Raw genomic sequence first — 22,317 nt, forward strand, 5'->3', positions numbered from 1 at the left:
GAGCCAAGCAGAAGACAAGTTGCAGCATTCGGCGTTGCTCTGTCCACGTCCGCGCGGTTAACAGGTGGCAAGGCGCAGGGGATGATGCCAAAGAAATGATAATGGCTTCCGATACGATCACCGCGCCGCATAACGCAGGCGCCCTTTCGGGTGCGGTCGATCCTTCGGCGCCGATCCTGCTGTTCGATTCGGGCGTCGGCGGCCTCACCGTGCTGGAGGAAGTGCGCAAGGCTGTTCCCGATGCGCCGATCATCTACGCCGCCGACACCGCCGGCCTGCCCTATGGCACCAAGACCGAGGCGCAGGTCGCCGCGCGTGTCGCCGGCCTGCTCGGCCGCATGACCGAGCGGTTCCGCCCGCGCCTGGTCTGCATCGCCTGCAACACCGCCTCGACAATCGCCTTGGGCATGGTCCGCGAAGTACTGGAAGTGCCGATCGTTGGCACCGTTCCCGCGATCAAGCCTGCCGCCGCGATGACCCGCACCGGCGTGATCGGCCTGCTCGGCACCGAAGCGACCGTTCGGCAGGCCTATGTCGACCGGCTGGAGCAGGAATTCGCCGCCGACAAGCGCCTGCTGCGCCACGGCGCCCCGGGCCTGGTCGAAGCGGCCGAGGCCAAGCTGCGCGGCGAACCCGTCGATCCCGCCGTCATCGAACATGCTGCCAACGCGCTGCGCAGCCAGCCGGGCGGCGAGCGGATCGACACGGTCGTGCTGGCCTGCACCCACTTCCCGCTGGTCGAGGAAGAACTGTCCCGCGCCTTCGGTCCGGGCGTGCGTTTCGTCCACGGCGCACAAGGGATTGCGCGCCAGATTGCGCGCCTGATGGCGGGACAGGAATACGCTCGCCAAGCACCTGACATGGCGCTATTTACGGGGGCGGGAGACGTTCCCGATGCGTACCGCTCCAAGCTGGCGCAATACGGGTTGCTTGAGGTTCAGAAATTTTGACGCGGCGACTGAATATATGGTTGTTGTCGGCACTGCTTATCATCGGAATTCCCTACTACTGGTACCTGGTCGATCCGGGTGCCGGCCCGGGGGCTACCGAACCGAGGGCAAAGCCGGTGACGATAGCCCAGCTTCGCGCGCTCGCTGCAGCGCCCGAAGGCCAACGCCCTGTCGCGGTGCGGGTAGAGACGGTGGGGCTGCGCTACAGTTCGCGCAACATTCTGGTGGCGGGCACGGGGCTGCGCACAGTGCCGAACACGGTCCGCGCCTATGAGCTCGTCGTGCCCGGCAGCGGCCCGATCGTGATTGATGCAGGCACATCCCTCAAGGCTGCCCGGACCCTCGATTTCGAATGGTTCAGCGAGGCAGCGCAGGCTCGTGTCGAGCTTGCCCGGCAGCGGGCCAGCCACACCGTCATGCTGTCGGACAGGCCCTCCCATAACGGCGGACACGCCCCCGGCTCGCAGCGCACCGGGCCCGAACTGCTGCCACTGCGCGGCCCCCCTTATGCCCTGGCTCCCGGCGTAGTGATGATCCCCGCAAGCGGACTGCGCCCCGGCAGCTTCATGCTCTACGCATGGCTCGAGGACGGGCGCGAATACCTGTTTACCGGCGATGTAGCAAAAACAGGCGCGAACTGGCAGGATCTGCTTCCCCCGGCCCGCTTCGCGACGCGCGGCGACCCTGCCAGCTATCGCGGCGAAACCCTCTCGTGGTTGATGACGATCAATGCGCTCCACCGCGCCGCGCCGCAGATGGCCGTCATCGCCGGACACGACCCGGCGAAAGTTCCGTTTTCCGCAGGCACGTTTTCCGATTAGACCCTTGGCATAAGCAACTGGCAAAGAATGACGCGATACGCTATTGGCCGCCGGAAAAGCTAACCCGGCGCCGATAGGGCGCACAGGACAAGCAACGCAGGACACAGTCTCAACCGTGAACTACGAACACATATTCGACCAGGCGATTGAGCGGCTCCATTCGGAAGGCCGCTACCGGGTATTCATCGACATCCTGCGCAACAAGGGTGCCTATCCCAACGCGCGCTGTTTTGCCGGCCACAACGGTCCCAAGCCGATCACGGTCTGGTGTTCGAACGATTATCTCGCCATGGGGCAGCACCCCAAGGTAATCGAAGCCATGGAAGAAGCGTTGCACGATGTCGGCGCAGGCTCCGGCGGCACCCGCAACATCGGTGGCAACACGCACTACCATATCGAGCTTGAGCACGAGCTGGCCGACCTGCACGGCAAGCAGGGCGCGCTACTGTTCACTTCGGGCTACGTCTCGAACGACGCCACGCTGTCGACCCTTGCCAAGCTGCTGCCGGGCTGCGTGATATTCTCGGACGAGCTGAACCACGCCAGCATGATTGCGGGTATCCGCAATTCGGGCTGCGAAAAGAAGGTCTGGCGCCACAACGATCTCGAGCATCTCGAGCAGCTGCTGGCCGAAACCGATGACAGCCTCCCCAAGCTGATTGCCTTCGAATCGGTCTATTCGATGGACGGCGACATCGCACCGATCCACGCGATCTGCGACCTGGCGGACAAGTACAACGCCCTCACCTACATCGACGAGGTCCACGCGGTCGGCATGTATGGTCCGCGCGGCGGCGGCATCACCGACCGTGACGAGGCCGCTCACCGCATCGATATCATCGAGGGTACGCTGGGCAAGGCGTTCGGCGTGATGGGCGGCTACATCGCCACCAACACCAAGATCATCGACTGCATCCGTTCCTACGCGCCGGGCTTCATCTTCACGACGTCGCTATCGCCGGTTCTGGTCGCGGGCGTGCTGGCCTCGGTCAAGCACCTGAAAAGCTCCAGCGCGGAACGTGATGGCCAGCAGCGTTCGGCAGCAATGATGAAGCAGATGTTTCGCGATGCGGGCCTGCCGGTCATGGATTCCACCACGCATATCGTTCCGCTCATGGTCGGCGACCCGGTGCGCGCCAAGCAGATCAGCGACATCCTGCTCGCCGAATACGGCGCCTATGTGCAGCCGATCAATTACCCCACCGTACCGCGTGGAACCGAACGCCTGCGCTTCACGCCCGGCCCGGCCCACACCGACGAGATGATGCGCGACCTCACGCAGGCTCTTGTCGAAATCTGGGAACGGCTGGAGATGCGCGAAGCCGCATAACGTCTTCCAGCTGCCACCTGACGGTGGCAGTCTGGATGGACGGGCGGCGGCGCACCTGCATCGCAGACACCAATAGCGGCAGCCCGAAAGGGAGGCCTTCGTGACGATCATCCGCCCCGTTCGCTGGGAACTGCGGGACAATCCCGAGCATCGCCGCTTCGTCGCCGAGCGCCTGATTGCGCTCAAGGCCGGACTTCAGGAACAGGTCCACGCCGCCACCAGCGAGCATTCGCTGCGACTTGCGACCTGGAACATCATGCATTTCGGGGATGGCGGCGCCTATGATCGCAGCACCGAATCGATGCTCTACATCGCCGAGATCATCGATCATTTCGACCTCGTCGCGGTGCAGGAGGTCAATGAGAACATCGACAGGCTCGAAGAGCTGATCGCCAAATACCTCGGCTCTGGATGGGACTATCTGGTCACCGACGTCGTCGAGGGCAGCGCCGGCAACAACGAGCGCCTCGCCTTCCTTTACCGTACCGGCAAGGTCCAGTTCTGCCGCGAAGTGGGCGAGATCGTGTTGCCGACGGGCGACGAGATCGCGGCGCCTGGAGCCGACGGATCGAACGCCGTCCTCCAGTTCGCACGCACCCCGTTCAGCGTATCCTTCCGCGCCGGCTGGCTGCGCTTCAAGCTGTGCACCGTGCACATCCATTACGGCAAGGACCAGTCGCAGGGTTCGCCCGACATGGTCCGCCGCCGCGAGGAGATCGCCAAGGTGGCGGGCCTCCTCGCAAAGCGGCAGGAGCACGAGCGGCTTGCCGGCGAAAAGCGCGCCGCCGTCTGGGCGGACCCGAAGGAAGGCGGCTGGAACGCCAACTACATTCTGCTGGGCGACTTCAACATCGTCTCGCCCGAGCATGAAACGATGCGGGCCCTGACGGACGCCGGTTTCACCGTGCAAGACAAGGACCACGCCGATATCGCCGGCAGCGGCAAGCATTACGACCAGATCGCCCACAAGACGGGCCACCCCGGCTTCAAGGCGCACGATTCCGGCGTGTTCGACATGTTCGGCTATGTCTACCGCGACGAGGATGCCGGGCACTACGTCGACAGGGCCCGCCTCGAGGTGCTGAGCGCGCGCAAGGACCCCAAACCCGGCCAGCCACCGCAGCGCACGCGGAACGAGGCTATGGCCTATTTCCGCAGCTATTACCGCAAGCACCAGATGTCGGACCACAAGCTGCTCTGGGCCGAGCTTTGCATCGATTATGCGAACGACTATCTAGAACGGATCATCGACGAGCCAACCATCTGAAGCGCGTTCGGCGCGGCGCGCTTTCGCAATTGTAAGATATTCTATCGGGAAATGCCCTGCCCCCCGGGTATGAGGCCTTTTTTCCGGGCCCCCGCGTTCCCAAGTGAACGCTCGTTGCCGCGCCCGGTGTTTCGCCGGCCGCCCCTCCCCCCTTTTTGCAACGTAAAGACCTTGAGGAACATCCATGGCCAAGCTGTTTGAGCCCATCACGCTGGGCGACCTGACGCTCTCCAACCGCATCGTCATCGCACCAATGTGCCAATATTCCGCAGAGGAAGGCCGGATGACCGACTGGCATGCCGTCCACCTCGGCAGTCTCGCCCAGTCAGGCGCCGCCCTGCTGACGATCGAGGCAACCGCCGTAACCCCCGAGGGCCGCATCTCCTACGGCGACGTCGGCCTCTGGGACGATGCCACCGAGGAAGCCATGGCCAAGGTGCTGGAAACGGTACGCCGCTGGTCGGACATGCCGATCGCGATCCAGCTGGCCCATGCCGGCCGCAAGGCCAGCACCGCCAAGCCCTGGGACGGCGGCGCGCAGATCGCTCCCGATGCCCCTAACGGCTGGCAGACCCTTTCCGCTTCCGACCTCCCTTTCGAGGCGCATGAGCACCCGCCCGTCGCACTGGACAAGGCAGGCCTTGCCCGCATTCGTGACGCCTTTACCGAAGCCACGAAGCGCGCCGCCCGTCTCGGCATCGACGCGGTGCAGATCCACGGCGCGCACGGCTATCTGCTCCACCAGTTCCTTTCGCCGCTCTCCAACCAGCGCACCGACGAATATGGCGGCAGCCTGGAGAACCGCCTGCGCTTCCCGCTTGAGATTTTCGACGCGGTGCGCGCTGCTTTCCCCGCCGAGAAGCCGGTGACGGTGCGAGTCTCGGGCACCGACTGGGTCGAGGGCGGCTGGGACGCCGAACAGACCGTGGCCTTCGCCAAGGCGCTCGAAGCACGAGGTGCCGCAGCGATCCACATCTCCAGCGGCGGCCTCGATATAGGCCAGAAGATTCCGGTCGGACCCAACTATCAGGTCCCGCTCGCCCGCGCCGTGAAGGAGGCCGTCAACATGCCCGTGGTGACCGTCGGTCTCATCACCGAGCCGGAACAGGCCGAGGCGATCATTGCCACTGGCGAGGCCGACATGATCGCCCTCGCCCGCACCGTGCTCTACGATCCGCGCTGGCCCTGGCATGCAGCTGCAGCGCTGGGAGCGAAGATGCCCGTAGCGCCGCAATATCTGCGCAGCCAGCCCCACCGCGTAAAGGAACTCTTCGTCAAGGCGTGACGGCCATCTCCTCCCTTTCCCGCAAGGAACGGGGATGAACGAAACAAAAAAGGCCCCCGGAACCGCAGTTCCGGGGGCCTTTTTCAAATCAAGACCGGATCAGCGCAGCGAGACGACATTGTCCGAAACGCGCGGGTCCTTGCGACCGGTATAGAGGCTCGCCATCGGCTCGTCTTCGGCCACGACGACTTCGCCGCCGCCGAAACCGTTAAAGGCCGTGCGCATCGCCGCACCGTAGGCACCCAGCATGCCGACTTCGATGAAGTCGCCTGCCTTGATGTCGGCGGGGAGCATGAAGGGCCCTTCCATGAAATCGGCATCGTCGCAGGTCGGGCCGTAGAACGAGAAGCCCTGAAGCTCCGTCGAACGTGCGCCCTCACGCGGGATCGCCTTGACGGGGAAGCGCCAAGCCACGTGCGCAGCATCGTAGAGGGCGCCGTAGGCACCGTCATTGATGTACAGCTCGTCACCGCGGCGCTTCTCGACCTTGACCACCAGCGAGTTGTACTCGGCCGACAGCGCGCGGCCGGGTTCGCACCACAGTTCGGCGTTGTAGGCGATCGGCAGTGCCTCGAAGTGGCGGTGGATGATCGCGAAGTAATCCTCGAGCGGCGGCGGCTCCATGCCGGGGTAGCACGAGGGGAAACCACCGCCGACATCGATCATGTCGATGACGACGCCGGCATCCGCGATCGCGGCGCGTGCGCGCTCCAGCGCCTGGACATAGGCGAAGGGGGTCATCGCCTGCGAACCGACGTGGAAGCACAGACCCAGCCAGTCGGCGACCTGACGGGTCGCCTGCAGCAGTTCACCCGCGTCGGCGATATCGATGCCGAACTTCGAGGCGAGGCTCAGTTCCGAATATTCCGAGGAAACGCGCAGACGAACGCAGAGACGCAGGTCCCTGGCCGTGTTGCCTTCAGCGTCGGTGGTGGCGGCAACGATCTTCTCGACTTCCTCAAGGGTGTCGAGGCTGAACGTGCGCACGCCGTGCTGGAAATAGGCTTCGCGGATCGCGCTCGCGGTTTTGACCGGGTGCATGAAGCACAGGGTCGCGTCGGGGAGCGTCGCGCGCACCATCCGCACCTCGGTGATCGAGGCGACGTCGTAGTGCGAGATACCGTTGTCCCACAGGATCTGGATCAGATCGGGCGAGGGATTGGCCTTCACGGCATAGAGCGACTTACCCGGAAACTTCGTGGCGAAGAAACGGGCAGCGCGCGCAGCAGCGTGCGGGCGATTGATAATCACAGGTTCGTCCGGCGAAAGGGTGCCAGCTACAACCGATGCATCAGGATAAATGTGCAATTCAAGGGACCCCCAAACGGTGTGTTAACAACAAGAGCTGCCTTGCGGTTTGGAAGTCCCCATGGGGCAGCGAGGGGCCGGATATAGGGCTGCGTTCCCGAATCGCAAGTAAAAATAAACCCCCTTCACAAAAACGTCACATAGCGTCGTAAAACGCCCGAAACGCTGGGAATTTGCGCCATTTTTACAGCCGATTACAGAAGCTTGAATAGCCCTTCTCCGTAGCACCCGGCAATTCCCGAACATAGGCCCAGGACGGTTATCAAGGTCCGCAACGGCCATGGCCGCCACATCGCTCCCGGCGATTCGCAGTAAGCGGGATTGATCGCCACTTACGCGCGGTAGACTGCAGATCGCCTACAGTGTGCTTCAGGTTTTGTCCGTAACGCCACCGGCCGCTTCGTCCTCGTCCTCAGCCTTGCTGTCGGCCGCAGCCATGGCATCGTTGGCGGCATCGGGCGCAATATCGAGCAGCACGGCCAGGTTCTCACGCAGGTTCTGCATCGTGATGCCGTGGTCGAGAATGACGTAGCGCGTTACGCCCAGCATCTTGGCGTCCTCGTCGAACCACATCGTAATCGAGGAGCGATTGAGATTGGCGTTGTTGAGGCGGGCATAATCGATGCTGTCGCACTCGTAGCGAACTTGCATCATGACGCCGCTGCACCCCGATGGCTCGCAGGCGGTGCCGACGAGGACGTAGACCAGCCCGTCGGCATTCGCCGCGCGCAAGCTGACATCAACCTCGTCGCCGTCGCCCCAGATGCGCTCTTTCTCGACCTTGTGGCCCGGCAAGGAGCCGACGATGACCTTGAGGTCCGTGAGATTGACCGACATGCGCAGCGCACGCGCATCGTAGGCCTGCGCGGCCGCTGACTGGACACCGAACAGACAGGCCAAAGCCGCAAGCGTGGAGAAAACAATTCGATGCATGCGAGCCCCTTCGATTCGACCGGCGAGTAGTATCGCAGCCAATCGAAGGGGCAACTGCCGGAGGACGAAAGAAATTTCCCGTATCAGCTCAGGCGGCTGCGGAAGTCCTCGTAGTCGAACCTGCGGACGCATTCGAGGCCGTCCGTTTCCGAATCCCAGAGCCAGATCGAAGGCAGCGGCACGCCGTTGAAGGTCGTGGTCTTGACCATCGAATAGTGCGCCTGATCAAGGAAAGCGAAGCGCAGCCCCGGCTCGGCGGCGGCCGGCAGGCGATAATCGCCGATGACGTCGCCGGCCAGACACGATGGGCCACCGAGGCGCACAGCCCCGCTCTCGTCCAGACCGTCCTCGTCCATCGGCAGCTCGCCAAGCATGGCGGGGCGATAGGGAGCCTCGATCACGTCGGGCATGTGGCATGTGGCCGATATGTCGACAATGGCCACCGGCATACCGTTCCAGCCCACGTCGAGCACGGTGCCCACGAGAATACCCGCGTCCAGCGCCACCGCCTCGCCCGGCTCGATGTAGATCTGCGCGCCCGTGTCCTCGGCCATGTCGGAAAGGAATTCGACCAGTTCATCGCGCTGGTAATCGGCGCGGGTTATGTGGTGGCCGCCGCCCAGATTGATCCACTTCAGGCTGCCGAAATAGGGCTCGATGAAATCGAACACCTTGTCCCAGGTGCGGTGCAGCGGCTCGAAGTCCTGCTCGCACAGGTTGTGGAAATGGATGCCGTCGATCATGCCGACATGCTCTTCGGTCAGCTGGTCGATCGGGAAGCCAAGACGCGAATGCGGCGCGCTCGGATCGTACTTCGGCACCTCGCCCTCGGGATGGAGCGGGTTGATCCGCAGGCCGATGTGGAAGATCTCGCCGCGCGCGCGGGCCAGTTCCACGTAAGGCCAGAAACGCTCGATCTGGGCGGGCGAATTGAAGATGACGTGGTCGGAGAGGCGCAGGATCTCGTCCATGTCCTCTTCCTTGTAGGCCGCGCAGTACGTCGCGATCTCGCCGTCGTAGAATTCCGAGGCGAGGCGCGCTTCCCACAGGCCCGAAGTGCAGACGCCGTCGAGGTATTCGCCCACGATCGACGCGGTCGACCACATCGAGAACGCCTTCAGCGCGGACAGCACCTTGGCACCCGAACGCTCGCCGATATCGGCAAGGATGCGCAGATTGTCACGCAGCTTCGCGGCATCCACCACGAATGCGGGGCTGTCGACGCGGGCAAGGTCGAACTTGGCGAAGGCGCCCGGATCACCGGCTCTGGTTTCCATGCTACTCGTCCTGAATCAGCCCAGCGGGCCTTTGAATATGAACCACGCCCCTGCCCCGACCAGACAGAAGCCGACGATCTCGTTCCAGCCCGGCTTTTGCCCGAACAGCGCCCAGGCCACCAGCACGAAGCCCAGCAGCGAAAACGCTTCCTGCATCACCTTGAGCTGGCCGAGCGAATAGACCTGCGCGCCGATCCGATTGGCGGGCACGGCAAGGCAGTATTCGAAAAAGGCGATGGCCCAGCTCATCGCGATGGCCACCCATAGCGCCTTGCCCGGCACCTTGAGATGCAGATACCAGGCGGTGTTCATGAACAGATTCGAGCCGGCCAGCAGGACCACCGGCGCCGCGAAGGACCAGTTCACCTAAGCCCTCAATCGACGCAGATCGCGTAGGCGGCCTTGCCGTCCCTGATCTCGGAATAGCAGCCGAACAGGCGGTCGTCGGCCTGGCACTGGCCGGAAACCTTCTCGCTGGCAGAGGCTGCGCCGGCGCTGCCCACGCATTTACCCTGGCACTGCGAGGTATCAGTGCAAGCCTTGCCGGCATCGGCGAAAGCACGGACGCATTGCTCCATGCCCAGCCTGCCACGGCGCTGCACAGTACCGCCGGCGGACGTGCAAGCCGCCTTGTCCGCCGCGCTCATGTCGCGCGCGTAGGACTGGTTGCCGGGTGCCTCGGTGCCCTCGCCGGTGGGCGGGGTTGGCGATTGGGGGCCGGCCGCAGGCATGCAGCCGCCGAGTGCGCAAGCACCCAGCACAGCCAGAGCGAGACTGCGAACCGGCCGAAACATCAGAACGCCACCATCAGAAGGGAAGCGGCTCGGCGAGTTCTTCCACCGTCCAGGGCAGGCCGTGCTTGTTCAGCATGTCCATGAAGGGATCGGGATCGAACTGCTCGATGTTGAACACGCCCTCACCCGCCCAGGCGCCGGTCAGCACCATGGCCGCGCCGATCATGGCCGGAACGCCGGTGGTATAGCTGACCGCCTGGTTGCCGGTTTCGGCATAGGCATCTTCGTGGTCGCAGATGTTCTTGATGTAGAACGTCTTTTCGCCAGAACCGTCGAGCGCCTCGCCGGTGGCGATGTCGCCGATGTTGGTCTTGCCCTTGGTCGTGGGGCCGAGCGATGCGGGCTCGGGCAGCACGGCCTTCAGGAACTGCAGCGGGACGATTTCGACACCGTTGTAGATCACCGGGTCGATGCGGGTCATGCCCACGTTCTGCAGCACGGTGAGGTGCTGGATATAGGCGTCGCCGAAGGTCATCCAGAAGCGCGCGCGTTCCATCTCGGGGACGAAGCGGGCGAGGCTTTCCAGCTCCTCGTGGTACATCATGTACATGTTCTTGGGGCCTACGGCCTCGAAATCGAAGCTGACCTTCTTGCCCATCGCCGCGCTCTCGACGAATTCGCCGTTCTCCCAGTGGCGGGCCGGCGCGGTGACTTCGCGGATGTTGATTTCCGGGTTGAAGTTCGTCGCGAAGGCCTGTCCGTGATCGCCGCCGTTGCAGTCGAGGATGTCGAGCGTGCGGATGGTCTTGAGCTTGTGCTTCTTGAGCCACATCGCGAAAACGCTGGTCACGCCCGGATCGAAGCCCGAACCCAGCAGCGCCATCAGGCCGGCTTCCTTGAAGCGCTCCTGATAGGCCCACTGCCAGTGGTACTCGAACTTGGCCACGTCCTTCGGCTCGTAGTTCGCGGTGTCCATGTAGTGCGTGCCGGTCGCCAGGCAGGCGTCCATGATTGCAAGATCCTGGTAGGGCAGAGCCAGGTTGACGACCAGCTTCGGGCCGATCTCGCGGATCAGGGCCGAGGTGGCGGCGACGTCGTCGGCATCGATCGCGTAAGTGCCGATCGTTACGCCGGTGCGCTCCTTGACCGATGCAGCGATCGCCTCGCACTTGCTGACCGTGCGGCTGGCAAGATGGATGTCGCTGAAGATATCGGGATTCATCGCCATCTTGTGGACCGCGACCGATCCAACGCCGCCTGCGCCGATCACCAGAACCTTGCTCATCCGACCTGTCTCCTTGGGCGGGGATTATTGAAAGAGGGCCATATAGGGCCGCCGTGTGACAACTCAACTGTTGAGCAGCAAACAGCACCTAAAGCGACATGAAAGGCTCTCGGTGTGCGACGGCGTCCACTGGCTCGGCCATTCACCAGCGATGCCTGGCCTGCGCGCCTTGCGCTGTCACAAACTGCCATCGCCTCGTCATCACCCGGTCACCCGAGACGCGCAATTGCGCCACATCTCCTACGAAGGATACCGGCGCCATGACCACTTCCCGCTCCCGTCTCATTGAAGGCGCCGTCGTGCGCGAGGAAACTTCGCGCAAGACCCGCCTGCTCGACAAGGCCTTCGCGATGGCCTTCAAGGGCCTCGTCTATGCGCAGATCTGGGAAGATCCGGTGGCCGACATGGAGGCAATGCAGATCACCCCCGACAGCCGGATCATCACGATCGCCAGTGGCGGCTGCAATGCGCTGTCCTACCTGACTGCGGACCCGGCGCACATCACCGTGGTCGATCTAAACACTGCGCACATCGCGCTCAACAACCTCAAGCACGAAGCCGTGCGCCAGCTCGACTATGCCGACCTGCGCCGCTTCATCGCCGAGGCCGACCAGCCCGAGAACCTCGCGCTTTACCGCGACCTGCTCGCCCCGCACCTCGACGAGGCGACGCGCCGCTACTGGGAAGGCCGCGACCTTGTCGGCCGCCGCCGCATCGGCGCCTTCACCCGCGGCGTCTATCGCCACGGTTTGCTGGGCGGCTTCATCGGTACGGCGCATCTCGTCGCCAAGATCTACAAGATCGACCTGAACGAAATCCTCGAGGCGGACACGCTGGAAGACCAGCGCCGCGTCTTCGACGAGCGGATCGCGCCCGTGTTCGAGCGGCCGCTGGTGCGATGGCTGACCAAGCACCCCGCCTCGCTCTTCGGCCTCGGTATTCCGCCCGCCCAGTACGACGCGCTGGCTGGCGGTCACCGCATGGCCGACGTGCTGCGCGGTCGCCTTGAAAAGCTCGCCTGCCATTTCCCGGTGAACGACAACTACTTCGCCTGGCAGGCCTTCTCACGCGGGTACGGCAAGGGCGCGGAAGCGCCGCTGCCGCCTTACCTGCAGGAAAGCAACCTGCCGCAGGTGCGCGAACGCCTTGCCAGGCTCGACCTGCGCCACGCCAACTTCACCCACGTCCTCGCCGCTGCGGACGCCGCCAGTTACGACCGCTATGTCCTGCTCGACGCACAGGACTGGATGACCGACGCGCAGCTGACCGAGCTGTGGAGCGAGATCACCCGCACCGCCAGGCCCGGCGCCCGCGTGCTGTTCCGCACCGCCGCAGAACCGACCCTGCTGCCCGGCCGCGTGCCCCAGCATATCCTCGACTGCTGGGATTACCGCACTGAGGAATCGAACACCGCCACGCTGGCGGACCGCTCGTCGATCTACGGCGGCGTCCACCTTTACGTGCTCAAGGGCTGACCGGCGTGGCAAGCACTAACTCCGGCCCGTCTTCGGACCATGCTGCACTGATGGACCGGGTCTATCGCTGGCAGCGCCCGATCTACGACCTGACGCGCAAGTACTACCTGTTCGGCCGTGACCGCCTGATCCAAAGCCTCGACGCGCGGCCCGGCATGGCGGTGCTGGAGATCGGCTGCGGCACCGGGCGCAATCTCGCACAGGTCGCCAGGACATGGCCGGGGGTTCGTCTTTACGGCCTCGACATCTCCAGTGAAATGCTGCGGAGCGCCCGCAAACAGCTCGGCCATGCGGGCACGCTGGCGCTGGGCGATGCGACCCGCTTTGACGCCAAGGCCCTGCTGGGCCGCGACGGGTTCGAGCGGGTGATGCTGTCCTATGCCGTCTCCATGATCCCGAACTGGGAGGCGGCTCTGGAACAGGCAGCCGCTACGCTGGCGCCGGGCGGCTCGCTCCACGTCGTCGATTTCGGGGATTGCTCGGGCCTTCCCGGTCCCTTGCGCCGTCTGCTGCTGGGATGGCTGGCGCGCTTCCACGTCACCCCGCGCGTCGATCTCGGCAACGTAGCAGCGCGCGTGGCCGGCCATCAGGGGCTGAGGCTGGAGCATCAGCGCGGGCCTATGGGATATTACCAGATGGTGCGTCTCTCGCGCTGAATTCCACGCGCGCCAATCAAATCGGGGCCTTGGCCGGGCTTCGACAAGCTCAGCCCGAGTGGAGTTAGAAGCACATTTCTTTCACCTCCACTCAGGCTGATTGCTTCCTTTCACCCCCGCTAAGGCCGAGCTTGTCGAAGCTCCGGCCAAGCAAGCTTGCCCCCCTCACAGGTCGGCGTAAGGGTCACAGCATGACTATTACCCGCACACCGACCGCCGCAGGCGTAGCCATTGCCTCCCGCAAGGTGGCAGAAATCCTACCCGCCACGCCCCTGCTCCCGCTCGAAATCGATGGCCGCACGATCTGGTGCAAGGCCGAGAGCCTCCAGCCGGTCGGCGCCTTCAAGGTTCGCGGCGCCTGGCACCGCCTCACCGATCTCAGCGAAGCGGAGCGCGCGGCGGGCGTCGTCGGTGTTTCCAGCGGCAACCATGCGCAAGGCGTTGCCTGGGCCGCACGGCGGCTGGGCATCACCGCAGCCATTGTCATGCCAGTCGACGCGCCCAAGGTGAAGCTGGCCAACACCCGCGCGCTGGGCGCCGAAGTCGTCCTCTACGACCGCCCCGGCGGCGAAGACCGCGACGAAGTAGCGCGGCGCGAATGCGAAAAACGCGGCGCCGTCCTCGTCCACGCTTTCGCCGATGCCTGGGTAATCGAGGGCCAGGGCAGCACCGGCATCGAGATTACCGCGCAGATGCAGGCGCTGGCAGGCGGCGCGCCAGACCTCATTGTCGCGCCCTGCGGCGGCGGCGGGTTGACGGCCGGCCTTGCGCTGGCCTGCCCCGACGCGCGGATCGTACCTGTCGAACCGGAAGGCTGGGACGACGTGTGCCGCAGCCTCATCGCCGGGCGCATACTCCCCGTCGACCCTTTCGCCCCGCCCACGGCCTGCGACGCGCTGCAGACGCCTTCGACCCGGCCGGTCAATTTCGCCGTGCTGCAGGCACGCTGCCCCTTCGGCCTCGTCGCCACCCCGGCCGAAGTGCGCGCCGCCCAGCGCCTTGCTTTCTCAAAACTTCGTCTCGTCCTCGAACCGGGCGGCGCGGCGGCTCTCGCGGCGGTGCTGGCCGGCAAGGTCGAATTGGGAGAGCGCACCGCGGTCGTTCTCTCGGGCGGCAATACCGATGCCGAGGCTTTCGCCGAGGTTCTCGCCAGCAAGGATTGACCGGCCCGAAGCGGGACGCCCAGCCCTCGACGTTTTGATGGAAACCGCAGCCGTTGCGGGATATATTTCCCATCTGAACGATTTGGGAATCGGGAACAAGCCGTGGACAAGGGAATGCCCGTCCACGCGGTGAAGCCGCTGAAGTTCGTCTTCATCGCCGTGGAGCTGTTTTTCATCCTCATCACGCTGGCAGCGCTGGCGGACGCCCTTCTGGCCGAGAATTGGGGCCTGGGCTGGTCCACCTTCTTCATCGGCTTCATCGCCAGTGCCTGGGGTGCGGTGGCCTATCCGGTATTCGGCAGTTGCTGGGGCTGGGACCGAAACGGTTCATCCTGACAGGACGGCCATACCCTGCTAGGGCGGCGCCATGGACTTCGACGACCAGATGCGCCGTTATTTCGGCACCGACGATCTCGCCACGATCGCACCCTCCACACTCGAAACCGGGATCGACCGCATGAAGGTTGAATTCGGGATGGAGAAGGACAAAGGGCGCCGTTTCGCGCTGTGGACCCTGATGTACATGTTCGGCGCCTCGCCCGACCTCGACGTCGCGTTCGACAACGAGGACGAGCGAAACACCGCGCGCGATTTCATGGAGATGATGGACAAGGCCGCAGAGGGATAAGCCCCTTGTAGTCCCGGATTTGATCCGGGACTACAAGGCACCTCAGTCCCGAACGAAGTAGCTGGCCAATTCCACATGGGTCGACCAGCGGAACTGGCCCACCGGCCGTAGTTCCACAAGCCGGAACCCCGCCTCGACCAATCGCACGGCATCGCGCGACCAGCTCGACGGATTGCAGCTGATGTAGACCACCCGGCCAACCGTCGAATCGGCGATGCAGTCCACCTGCTCCCGCGCACCGGCACGCGGCGGATCGAGCACCACGGCGGCAAAGCGGTTCAGCTCGTCCGCCTGCAACGGGTTCCGAAACAGGTCGCGGTGTGCGTTGAATATCTGCAACTGCGCCCGGTCGGCCCCGGCCTTGGCGGCCAGATGCGTATCGCGCGCGGCCTCGGCAGCGTAAACCTTGGTCTGCGGCCCGGCCAGCGCGAAGGCGAACGTACCCAGCCCCGAGAACAGGTCCGCGACGGTAGGCGCCCCCTCCAGCCACTCGCGCGCAGCGGCGACCAGCGTTTCCTCGCCGTCCTTGGTGGCCTGAAGGAACGAGCCCGGCGGGAACGGCACTTTCACACCGCCGAGGGTCACAGTGACAGGCACCGGCTCCCACACTGTCTCGAAGCCGTAGCCGCCATCCATGGTCAGGCGGGCCAGGCCATGTTCCTGCGAGAAGGCGAGCATCGCCTCGGTCGCGGCGAGGCCTTCGGCGGTGAGGCCCTTGACGCCCAGGTCCACGCCCTGATCGACCAGCGTCATCTCGATATCGGCGGCCATGCGCACCGTGGCGTGCTTCGATGACTTGCCCGGCTTGCCGCCCTTCTTTGCAGGCGCGGCCTTGCCCATCATGATGAGCAGCTTACGCAGGGGCCCCAGCAGCGCGACGAATTCCGGTACGAGGACGTGGCATTCCTCCAGCTCGACCAGCCGGTGCGACTTCGCCTCACGGAAACCGATCACAATGCGCCCGCCCGAACTCTCCGCCCGCAGCGACGCGCGGCGGCGCGAGGACGGCGGCGAAAGGTGCGGCGCGCCGAGCAGTTCGGTGCCCAGCCCCTGCCCTGTCGAAGCATTGGCGACGCGGCCCTCGACAAAGGCCGTCAGGCTTTCTTCGTCAAGCTGCTGCAACTGGCAGCCGCCGCACTTGCCAAAGTGCGGGCACGGCGGCTCGACGTGATGCGGCCCCCATTCCAGAGTGCCGTCGATGGCCAGCATGTCGCCGGGCGCGGCGCCCCAGGCGAAGCGACCGGACGCGGTGATGCCGTCGCCTTTGGAGGCGATGCGCAGGATTTCTTCGGATTCGTTGATGTCAGACACGGCCGAGCGCCTAGCAGGACGCGGGCGTTCTGCCCACCCCGCTACGCTGCCTCCCTAGAGACAGCCCGCCAATGCTCCCGGCACCGCCTGCGCCAGCTGGCCTGCAGTGAACGCGGGCGGACATTGCCGCGCCGCCTCACCGTGGAGCCAAACGCCCTCGCAGGCTGCCTCGAACGCGCCGATGCCGGTGGCGGCGCGGCTGGCAATCACGCCTGCCAATACGTCCCCGGTCCCGGCGGTCGAAAGCCACGACGACGCGCGCGGCGCGCAGGCCAGCCGCCCATCCGGCGCAGCGACAACTGTGTCCGGCCCCTTGGCTACCACTATCATCCCGCTCGCCTCCGCCAGCGCCAGCGCGCGTTCGGGCCGCGTGCCGAAGCCGCCGAGATCGAACGCCCGCTCCAGCGCGACCAGTTCGCCCTCATGCGGCGTAGCGATGACAGGCGCGGTCCGCGCAGCCAGATGGCGCGGCGACAGCAGCACCAGAGCGTCGGCATCGACGACAACCGGCACCGGATCGGTCAAGGCAGTCCCCAGTCGTTCACGAGCGGCGGCATCACGGCCAAGGCCCGGCCCGACCAGCACCGCTCTGTTGCGATCGTCGACCAGCACTTCGGCAAGCGGCCCGGTATCGACGACGAGATCGGCCGGCGCATTGCGCTTGGAATCGGCGAAGAGCTTGACGTATCCCGCCCCTGCTCCCTGCGCCGCGATGGCCGCAAGGATCGCCGCTCCCGGCATCGCCCCGCCCACCACTGCCAGCAGCCCCCGCCGGTATTTATGTGAATCCGCAGCCGGCCCATGGATCACGGGGCGCCCGATGGCGCGCGCCGCTCCATCCAGGGCGGCGACACCGATCGGCACCAGCCGCACCATGCCCACATGCGCGCTGGCCGGCATGAGGAAATGCGCGAATTTCCACGCTCCAAGCGCGACCGTCAGGTCGTAGTCCGGCAGGCCTTCGCCCAGCAGCATGCCCGAATCGGCTTGCACTCCGCTGGGCACGTCGATGGCGATGCAGCGGCGATGTCCTGCTGCGAGCCGGGCGAGCAATCCTCCGTGCTCCGCCGAAAGCGGACGTTTCAAGCCGCTGCCGAAAAGGCAATCGACAAGGACCTCGCCCTGCAACTCCACATCCGGGCCCAGCACTTCGCCGCCGAACAATGAGCGGGCATTGCGGCAGGCGTCCGTCGCGGGCTCGCCCGCCGCGACGACAACTGCGTGACCGCCCCGCTCCCGGATCGCCTCGGCAATGACATAGCCGTCGCCGCCGTTATTGCCGGGGCCGCACAGCACGGTCACCCTGTGACGACCGGCCACACGCCATACCCATTCGGCAGCGCCGCGCCCGGCCACCTGCATCAGCACATCTACACTGGAACCGCCCACGATCAGCAGGTCCTCAGCGTCGCGCATCTGGGCCACGGTCAGGATCTGGTCAGTCAGCGCCATCGGGCATCTCCGTCGCCGGGAAAAGGTAGTGGTCACCCCCCACGGTAATGTCGAGCTTACCGTTCGCAAGGCTGGTCACAGCCTTGTCCGCGCCATCGCTTGGGGCCAGGCTGGCGCCTCCCTCCGTCACATCGAAGCGGCGGAATGCGCCGTCAGGGTGACGCACGACGAGGGTATGTTTGCCATCAGTCTCGATTCGCTCCACCGCGCAGACGGGCTTCATCTGCACCGAACCGCCGACCGCGCAGTCGATATGCTCGTCTCCCGCAGCGATCGGGGGCGGCTCGCTGTTCGAACAGGCCCCGAGCAAGAGCGCAAGCGCCGCCCCGGCACCCTTGGACAGGCTCAGGACCGGCGGGTTTAGGGTATGGGGGACCGCAAACATTAACGCTTGCTACAAGGCCCGCGCCTCAAGCGAAAGCGCCTCATGGCTTGTCAGGACTCCGACCAAAAACTCCCGCGCCCCCGCTAAAACGGGGACAACGGGGTATTTTGGACTACCTCGTGGCAATCGGGTCCTCCCGAACCCGAGGCTTATTTACGCTTGAGCTGGCTCACGTCGCGAATGGCACCGCGTGCGGCGCTGGTGGTCATCGCCGCATAGGCCTGAAGCGCGGCAGAAACCTTGCGCGGGCGCGGGTGTACCGGAGACCAGGCATCATCTCCGCGCGCTTCCTGCTGCGAGCGGCGATGGGCCATGACCTCGTCCGAGATCATCAGGTTGATGGTACGGCCGGGGATGTCGATCTCGATGGTATCGCCGTTCTCGACCAGGCCGATCTCGCCGCCCTCTGCCGCTTCAGGCGAAGCGTGGCCGATGGAAAGGCCCGAAGTACCGCCCGAGAAACGCCCGTCCGTCAGCAGCGCGCAGGCTTTGCCCAGGCCCTTCGACTTGAGGTAGCTGGTCGGGTAGAGCATTTCCTGCATGCCCGGCCCGCCGCGCGGTCCTTCGTAGCGGATGACCACCACGTCGCCCGCGCCGACCTGTCCGCCGAGGATACCGGCAACCGCAGCGTCCTGCGATTCGTAAACCCGCGCGGTGCCGGTGAACTTGAGGATGCTGTCGTCCACGCCCGCCGTCTTCACGATGCAGCCATCGCGCGCGATGTTGCCGTAGAGCACGGCGATGCCGCCGTCCTGGCTGAAGGCATGCTCCTTGGAGCGGATGACACCGTTCTCGCGGTCGAGGTCGAGTTCTTCCCAGCGCTCGGACTGGCTGAACGCGGTCTGCGTCGGCACGCCGCCCGGCGCGGCCTTGTAGAACTGCTCGACCGAAGGCTCGGTGGTGCGGCTGATGTCCCAGCGCTCGATCGCCTCGCCCAGCGTGCGGGTGTGGACGGTCGGCAGGTCGGTGTGCAGCAGGCCGGCACGTTCCAGCTGGCCGAGGATCGCGTAGATGCCGCCGGCGCGGTGGACGTCCTCCATGTGGACGTCGGACTTGGCCGGCGCGACCTTGGACAGGCACGGCACCTTGCGGCTCAGGCGGTCGATGTCGGCCATGGTGAAGTCCACGCCCGCCTCGGCTGCGGCGGCCAGCAGGTGGAGCACGGTGTTGGTCGATCCGCCCATGGCGATGTCGAGGCTCATGGCGTTTTCGAACGCCTTGAAGCTGGCGACATTGCGCGGCAGGACGCTTTCGTCCTCCTGCTCGTAATAGCGGTGGCACATGTCCACAGCGACGCGGCCCGCTTCAAGGAACAGACGCTCGCGGTCGGAGTGGGTGGCAAGCGTCGAGCCATTGCCCGGCAGCGACAGGCCCAGCGCTTCTGTCAGGCAGTTCATCGAGTTGGCGGTGAACATACCCGAGCACGAACCGCAGGTGGGGCAGGCCGAACGCTCGATCGCGGCGACTTCCTCGTCGGTGTAGCTTTCATCGGCGGCGGCAACCATCGCGTCGACCAGATCGAGCGCCTGCACCTTGCCTTTGAGGATGACCTTGCCGGCCTCCATCGGGCCGCCGGAAACGAACACGGCGGGGATGTTGAGGCGCATCGCGGCCATCAGCATGCCGGGGGTGATCTTGTCGCAGTTGGAGATACACACCATCGCATCGGCGCAGTGGGCATTGACCATGTATTCCACGCTGTCGGCGATCAGGTCGCGGCTGGGCAGCGAATAGAGCATGCCGTCGTGGCCCATGGCGATGCCGTCATCGACCGCGATGGTGTTGAATTCCTTGGCCACGCCGCCCGACGCCTCGATCTCGCGCGCGACGAGCTGGCCCAGGTCCTTGAGGTGGACGTGGCCGGGCACGAACTGGGTGAACGAATTGACCACCGCGATGATCGGTTTGCCGAAGTCACCGTCCTTCATGCCCGTCGCGCGCCAGAGCCCGCGTGCACCCGCCATGTTGCGGCCGTGGGTCGAAGTGCGTGAACGATAGGCGGGCATTGTCATGGACTCCGGGTCATGGGCGCATGGATGCGCGAGTTGGATCGCCCCTACACGTCAATAGGTTTCAACTCAACGGCAGTTTTCGACATTATATTTCACTACGCGGTACAAAGGTTTCGACGCTGGGAAGATGATAGCACATATCCGTCGTCCCGGCACCGGTCCGGCACCGCCGCCTTCAAAGCAGGCGCACAACCTCTGCGCACAGACCGGCCATGACCTGAGCCCATTCAGCCTGCCCTGCCGCATCCGCGATCAGGTCCTGTCGGATTTCGATGCTCAGATAGGGCAGTCCATTCGCCTCGGCATGACGGTTCATCGAGGCATTGAGCAGCTTGCCCGAATAGGGTTCCTGATCGCCGACGACGAAGCCTTGCGCCTCGAGCCAGGGAATGGCGATGCGCGCGGCACGCTCATCCTCGTTGTAAAGGATGCCGATCTGCCACGGCCGCGGCTTGTCGCATGTCGCAAGACCGGGGGTGAAGCTGTGGAGCGAGAGGATCAGAGCCGGCGGGGTTTCGTGCAGCAAAGTCTCCAGCCCCGAGTGATAGGGCTCGAAGAAGCGCGTCACGCGGGCCTGGCGCTGCTGCGGCATCAGGACGTTGCCGGGGATCGCATGGCCGTCGCTGACTTCGGGCATCATGCCGGGAACGTCGTATTTGCGGTTGTAGTCGCACACGAGGCGGCTGACATTCCCCAGCCACGCGGCCGTACCGGGGCTGACCATCCGTTCGGCGATGGCACCGACACCGATGTCGATGGCGATGTGGAGTTGGAGAAGCGCCGGGTCGATGCCGAGGTCGATATCCTCCGGCACGCGGTTCGAAGCATGGTCCGAAACGACCAATATCCCGCCGGACTGCGGCGTGCCGAGCAGACGGTGAAAATCGGATTCCAAACTGACCTCCTGATCCGGGGCGAGAACCTTACCTCAATCTCCCCGCCATTTGCCACCAGCCGGGATGCGATTTCGCCAGCTTTTCCGCCGCTGTCTGCAATTGCGCCTCGTTTTCGTAAAGCGCAAAGCACGTCGCGCCCGAACCGGACATACGGGTAAGGAACGGAGCGGTATCGCTCAGGGCTGCCAGCACTTCGGCGATAACGGGGCAGATCGCGATGGCGGGCGCTTCGAGGTCGTTACGGCCTTCCAGCGCGACCTTTCGGACGGAGCCGCTCGGCATGGCGCCGCGATCGACGCCGTCCCAGGCTTTGAAAACCGGCCCGGTTGTCAAAGCCACTCGCGGGTTGACCAACAGTACCGGCGTGCAGGCCAGGTCGTTCTCGATGGGAACAAGATCGGTGCCTGTGCCCGTACCGATACAGGTGACCGACAGCACGCAGGCCGGCACATCGGCGCCGAGTGTGGCGGCGCGGGCCTGCCAGTCATCGGGAAGCCCGTGGCCACGCTCGACCATGCGGAACACCGCGCCCGCATCCGCCGAGCCACCGCCAAGGCCCGCCGCCACGGGAAGGCGCTTTTCGAGTTCGACTGCCCAGCCCTTTGCGTGGGGCAGCGCCGAAAGCGCCTTGGCGACGATGTTGCCGAAAGGGTCCTCAATGCCGCTTGCGAACTCACCGTGAGTGGTCAGCCTGTCCGCCTCAGCCGGGGAAGCGGAGAGCCGGTCGCCGTCATCGACGAAGGCGAACAGGGTTTCCAGCTCGTGATATCCGTCCTCGCGGCGGCGACGGACGTGCAGCGCGAGGTTAATTTTGGCGTAGGCGGTTTCGGTCAGCATCCCCGCACCCATGGCGCGGCGGGGCGGGTGAGGCAAGGCAGGCCTTGACGGTATAAAAACAACAAAGGGGAGGTCTGGCCTCCCCTTTGACGTGTCACATATTCGGGTAGTTCGGGCCGCCGCCGCCTTCCGGGGTCACCCATTCGATGTTCTGGGTGGGGTCCTTGATGTCGCAGGTCTTGCAATGGACGCAGTTCTGCGCGTTGATCTGCAGCTTCGGGCCTGCTCCCGCATCGACGAACTCGTAGACACCTGCCGGGCAATAGCGCGCCTCGGGCCCTGCATAGACCGGCAGGTTGACCTCGGTCGGGA

General features: G+C 65.0%; 23 protein-coding genes. 10 read left to right on the forward strand and 13 right to left on the reverse strand.

Annotated features, from left to right (window positions below; translation table 11 throughout):
• The first annotated feature begins 101 nt into the window (after positions 1–101).
• The 5 genes from murI to GVL61_RS07010 all read left to right on the forward strand — a co-directional run bounded on the left by murI (position 102) and on the right by GVL61_RS07010 (position 5,653).
• Positions 102–950, forward strand: coding sequence for a glutamate racemase (murI, locus tag GVL61_RS06990; protein ID WP_159978364.1), 849 nt, complete (start codon positions 102–104; stop codon positions 948–950).
• Positions 951–973: 23 nt separating this feature from the next.
• On the forward strand, positions 974–1,771 hold the full coding sequence (locus GVL61_RS06995) for a hypothetical protein (protein WP_235037563.1): 798 nt from the start codon (positions 974–976) through the stop codon (positions 1,769–1,771).
• A 115-nt stretch (positions 1,772–1,886) separates the two neighbouring features.
• Positions 1,887–3,101: a 5-aminolevulinate synthase gene (gene hemA, locus GVL61_RS07000; RefSeq protein ID WP_159978368.1), complete on the forward strand. Its 1,215-nt coding sequence runs from the start codon at positions 1,887–1,889 to the stop codon at positions 3,099–3,101.
• 100 nt (positions 3,102–3,201) lie between these two features.
• Complete coding sequence (locus GVL61_RS07005; RefSeq protein ID WP_159978370.1) at positions 3,202–4,368, forward strand: endonuclease/exonuclease/phosphatase family protein; 1,167 nt, start codon at positions 3,202–3,204, stop codon at positions 4,366–4,368.
• Positions 4,369–4,552: 184 nt separating this feature from the next.
• The gene (locus GVL61_RS07010; RefSeq protein ID WP_159978372.1) at positions 4,553–5,653 is read left to right on the forward strand and encodes an NADH:flavin oxidoreductase/NADH oxidase; all 1,101 of its coding nucleotides are present in this window, start codon (positions 4,553–4,555) and stop codon (positions 5,651–5,653) included.
• A gap of 99 nt (positions 5,654–5,752) precedes the next feature.
• On the opposite strand, the gene GVL61_RS07015 is transcribed toward GVL61_RS07010, so the two are convergent.
• The 6 genes from GVL61_RS07015 to GVL61_RS07040 form a co-directional block, all read right to left on the reverse strand.
• The gene (locus GVL61_RS07015) at positions 5,753–6,961 is read right to left on the reverse strand and encodes a type III PLP-dependent enzyme (protein WP_159978374.1); all 1,209 of its coding nucleotides are present in this window, start codon (positions 6,959–6,961) and stop codon (positions 5,753–5,755) included.
• A 369-nt stretch (positions 6,962–7,330) separates the two neighbouring features.
• Positions 7,331–7,894, reverse strand: a complete 564-nt coding sequence (locus tag GVL61_RS07020) for a YbjN domain-containing protein (protein ID WP_159978376.1) — start codon at positions 7,892–7,894, stop codon at positions 7,331–7,333.
• An 83-nt stretch (positions 7,895–7,977) separates the two neighbouring features.
• The gene (locus tag GVL61_RS07025) at positions 7,978–9,171 is read right to left on the reverse strand and encodes a carboxynorspermidine decarboxylase (protein ID WP_159978378.1); all 1,194 of its coding nucleotides are present in this window, start codon (positions 9,169–9,171) and stop codon (positions 7,978–7,980) included.
• Positions 9,172–9,186: 15 nt separating this feature from the next.
• Positions 9,187–9,537, reverse strand: a complete 351-nt coding sequence (locus GVL61_RS07030) for a DMT family protein (RefSeq protein ID WP_159978380.1) — start codon at positions 9,535–9,537, stop codon at positions 9,187–9,189.
• A gap of 8 nt (positions 9,538–9,545) precedes the next feature.
• Entirely contained in the window at positions 9,546–9,965 is a 420-nt protein-coding gene (locus GVL61_RS07035) for a hypothetical protein (protein WP_159978382.1), read from the reverse strand.
• A gap of 13 nt (positions 9,966–9,978) precedes the next feature.
• The gene (locus GVL61_RS07040; protein ID WP_159978384.1) at positions 9,979–11,190 is read right to left on the reverse strand and encodes a saccharopine dehydrogenase family protein; all 1,212 of its coding nucleotides are present in this window, start codon (positions 11,188–11,190) and stop codon (positions 9,979–9,981) included.
• A 260-nt stretch (positions 11,191–11,450) separates the two neighbouring features.
• Here GVL61_RS07040 and GVL61_RS07045 point away from each other — a divergent pair, with 260 nt between their 5' ends.
• From GVL61_RS07045 to GVL61_RS07065, 5 genes are all read left to right on the forward strand, one after another.
• Complete coding sequence (locus GVL61_RS07045) at positions 11,451–12,665, forward strand: DUF3419 family protein (RefSeq protein ID WP_159978386.1); 1,215 nt, start codon at positions 11,451–11,453, stop codon at positions 12,663–12,665.
• A gap of 50 nt (positions 12,666–12,715) precedes the next feature.
• Entirely contained in the window at positions 12,716–13,321 is a 606-nt protein-coding gene (locus tag GVL61_RS07050) for a class I SAM-dependent methyltransferase (RefSeq protein WP_159978448.1), read from the forward strand.
• A 191-nt stretch (positions 13,322–13,512) separates the two neighbouring features.
• Positions 13,513–14,484, forward strand: coding sequence for a threonine/serine dehydratase (locus tag GVL61_RS07055; RefSeq protein ID WP_159978388.1), 972 nt, complete (start codon positions 13,513–13,515; stop codon positions 14,482–14,484).
• 102 nt (positions 14,485–14,586) lie between these two features.
• The gene (locus GVL61_RS07060) at positions 14,587–14,820 is read left to right on the forward strand and encodes a hypothetical protein (RefSeq protein ID WP_159978390.1); all 234 of its coding nucleotides are present in this window, start codon (positions 14,587–14,589) and stop codon (positions 14,818–14,820) included.
• 31 nt (positions 14,821–14,851) lie between these two features.
• Positions 14,852–15,112 carry a hypothetical protein gene (locus GVL61_RS07065; protein ID WP_159978392.1) on the forward strand — a complete coding sequence of 87 codons (261 nt, stop codon included), beginning with the start codon at positions 14,852–14,854 and terminating at the stop codon, positions 15,110–15,112.
• Positions 15,113–15,154: 42 nt separating this feature from the next.
• On the opposite strand, the gene GVL61_RS07070 is transcribed toward GVL61_RS07065, so the two are convergent.
• The 7 genes from GVL61_RS07070 to GVL61_RS07100 form a co-directional block, all read right to left on the reverse strand.
• A complete protein-coding gene (locus tag GVL61_RS07070) occupies positions 15,155–16,414 on the reverse strand; it encodes a class I SAM-dependent RNA methyltransferase (protein ID WP_159978450.1) in 1,260 nt (419 codons plus the stop codon).
• 63 nt (positions 16,415–16,477) lie between these two features.
• Positions 16,478–17,875, reverse strand: coding sequence for an NAD(P)H-hydrate epimerase (locus tag GVL61_RS07075; protein ID WP_159978394.1), 1,398 nt, complete (start codon positions 17,873–17,875; stop codon positions 16,478–16,480).
• Positions 17,862–18,260: a hypothetical protein gene (locus tag GVL61_RS07080; RefSeq protein ID WP_159978396.1), complete on the reverse strand. Its 399-nt coding sequence runs from the start codon at positions 18,258–18,260 to the stop codon at positions 17,862–17,864. The genes GVL61_RS07075 and GVL61_RS07080 overlap by 14 nt, the downstream gene beginning before the upstream one ends.
• Before the next feature lie 149 nt (positions 18,261–18,409).
• A complete protein-coding gene (ilvD, locus tag GVL61_RS07085) occupies positions 18,410–20,266 on the reverse strand; it encodes a dihydroxy-acid dehydratase (RefSeq protein ID WP_159978398.1) in 1,857 nt (618 codons plus the stop codon).
• Positions 20,267–20,447: 181 nt separating this feature from the next.
• The gene (locus GVL61_RS07090) at positions 20,448–21,167 is read right to left on the reverse strand and encodes an N-formylglutamate amidohydrolase (RefSeq protein WP_159978400.1); all 720 of its coding nucleotides are present in this window, start codon (positions 21,165–21,167) and stop codon (positions 20,448–20,450) included.
• 28 nt (positions 21,168–21,195) lie between these two features.
• Complete coding sequence (locus tag GVL61_RS07095) at positions 21,196–22,005, reverse strand: 4-(cytidine 5'-diphospho)-2-C-methyl-D-erythritol kinase (RefSeq protein WP_159978402.1); 810 nt, start codon at positions 22,003–22,005, stop codon at positions 21,196–21,198.
• A gap of 94 nt (positions 22,006–22,099) precedes the next feature.
• Positions 22,100–22,317, reverse strand: a 218-nt coding sequence (locus GVL61_RS07100) for a 4Fe-4S dicluster domain-containing protein (RefSeq protein WP_200844878.1), incomplete at its 5' end; no start/stop codon positions are given.

Source organism: Novosphingobium sp. 18050, assembly GCF_902706195.1.
In the GTDB taxonomy this organism is placed as follows: Bacteria; Pseudomonadota; Alphaproteobacteria; order Sphingomonadales; family Sphingomonadaceae; genus Novosphingobium.

Excerpts from the sequence above, each read along its gene's own strand:
- murI (WP_159978364.1), top strand. The coding sequence starts at position 102 with ATGGCTTCCGATACGATCACCGCGCCGCATAACGCAGGCGCCCTTTCG.
- GVL61_RS07010 (WP_159978372.1), top strand. The coding sequence starts at position 4,553 with ATGGCCAAGCTGTTTGAGCCCATCACGCTGGGCGACCTGACGCTCTCC.
- GVL61_RS07020 (WP_159978376.1), bottom strand. The coding sequence starts at position 7,894 with ATGCATCGAATTGTTTTCTCCACGCTTGCGGCTTTGGCCTGTCTGTTC.
- GVL61_RS07025 (WP_159978378.1), bottom strand. The coding sequence starts at position 9,171 with ATGGAAACCAGAGCCGGTGATCCGGGCGCCTTCGCCAAGTTCGACCTT.
- GVL61_RS07035 (WP_159978382.1), bottom strand. The coding sequence starts at position 9,965 with ATGTTTCGGCCGGTTCGCAGTCTCGCTCTGGCTGTGCTGGGTGCTTGC.
- GVL61_RS07040 (WP_159978384.1), bottom strand. The coding sequence starts at position 11,190 with ATGAGCAAGGTTCTGGTGATCGGCGCAGGCGGCGTTGGATCGGTCGCG.
- GVL61_RS07045 (WP_159978386.1), top strand. The coding sequence starts at position 11,451 with ATGACCACTTCCCGCTCCCGTCTCATTGAAGGCGCCGTCGTGCGCGAG.
- GVL61_RS07050 (WP_159978448.1), top strand. The coding sequence starts at position 12,716 with ATGGACCGGGTCTATCGCTGGCAGCGCCCGATCTACGACCTGACGCGC.
- GVL61_RS07055 (WP_159978388.1), top strand. The coding sequence starts at position 13,513 with ATGACTATTACCCGCACACCGACCGCCGCAGGCGTAGCCATTGCCTCC.
- GVL61_RS07065 (WP_159978392.1), top strand. The coding sequence starts at position 14,852 with ATGGACTTCGACGACCAGATGCGCCGTTATTTCGGCACCGACGATCTC.
- GVL61_RS07075 (WP_159978394.1), bottom strand. The coding sequence starts at position 17,875 with ATGGCGCTGACTGACCAGATCCTGACCGTGGCCCAGATGCGCGACGCT.
- GVL61_RS07080 (WP_159978396.1), bottom strand. The coding sequence starts at position 18,260 with ATGTTTGCGGTCCCCCATACCCTAAACCCGCCGGTCCTGAGCCTGTCC.
- ilvD (WP_159978398.1), bottom strand. The coding sequence starts at position 20,266 with ATGCCCGCCTATCGTTCACGCACTTCGACCCACGGCCGCAACATGGCG.
- GVL61_RS07095 (WP_159978402.1), bottom strand. The coding sequence starts at position 22,005 with ATGCTGACCGAAACCGCCTACGCCAAAATTAACCTCGCGCTGCACGTC.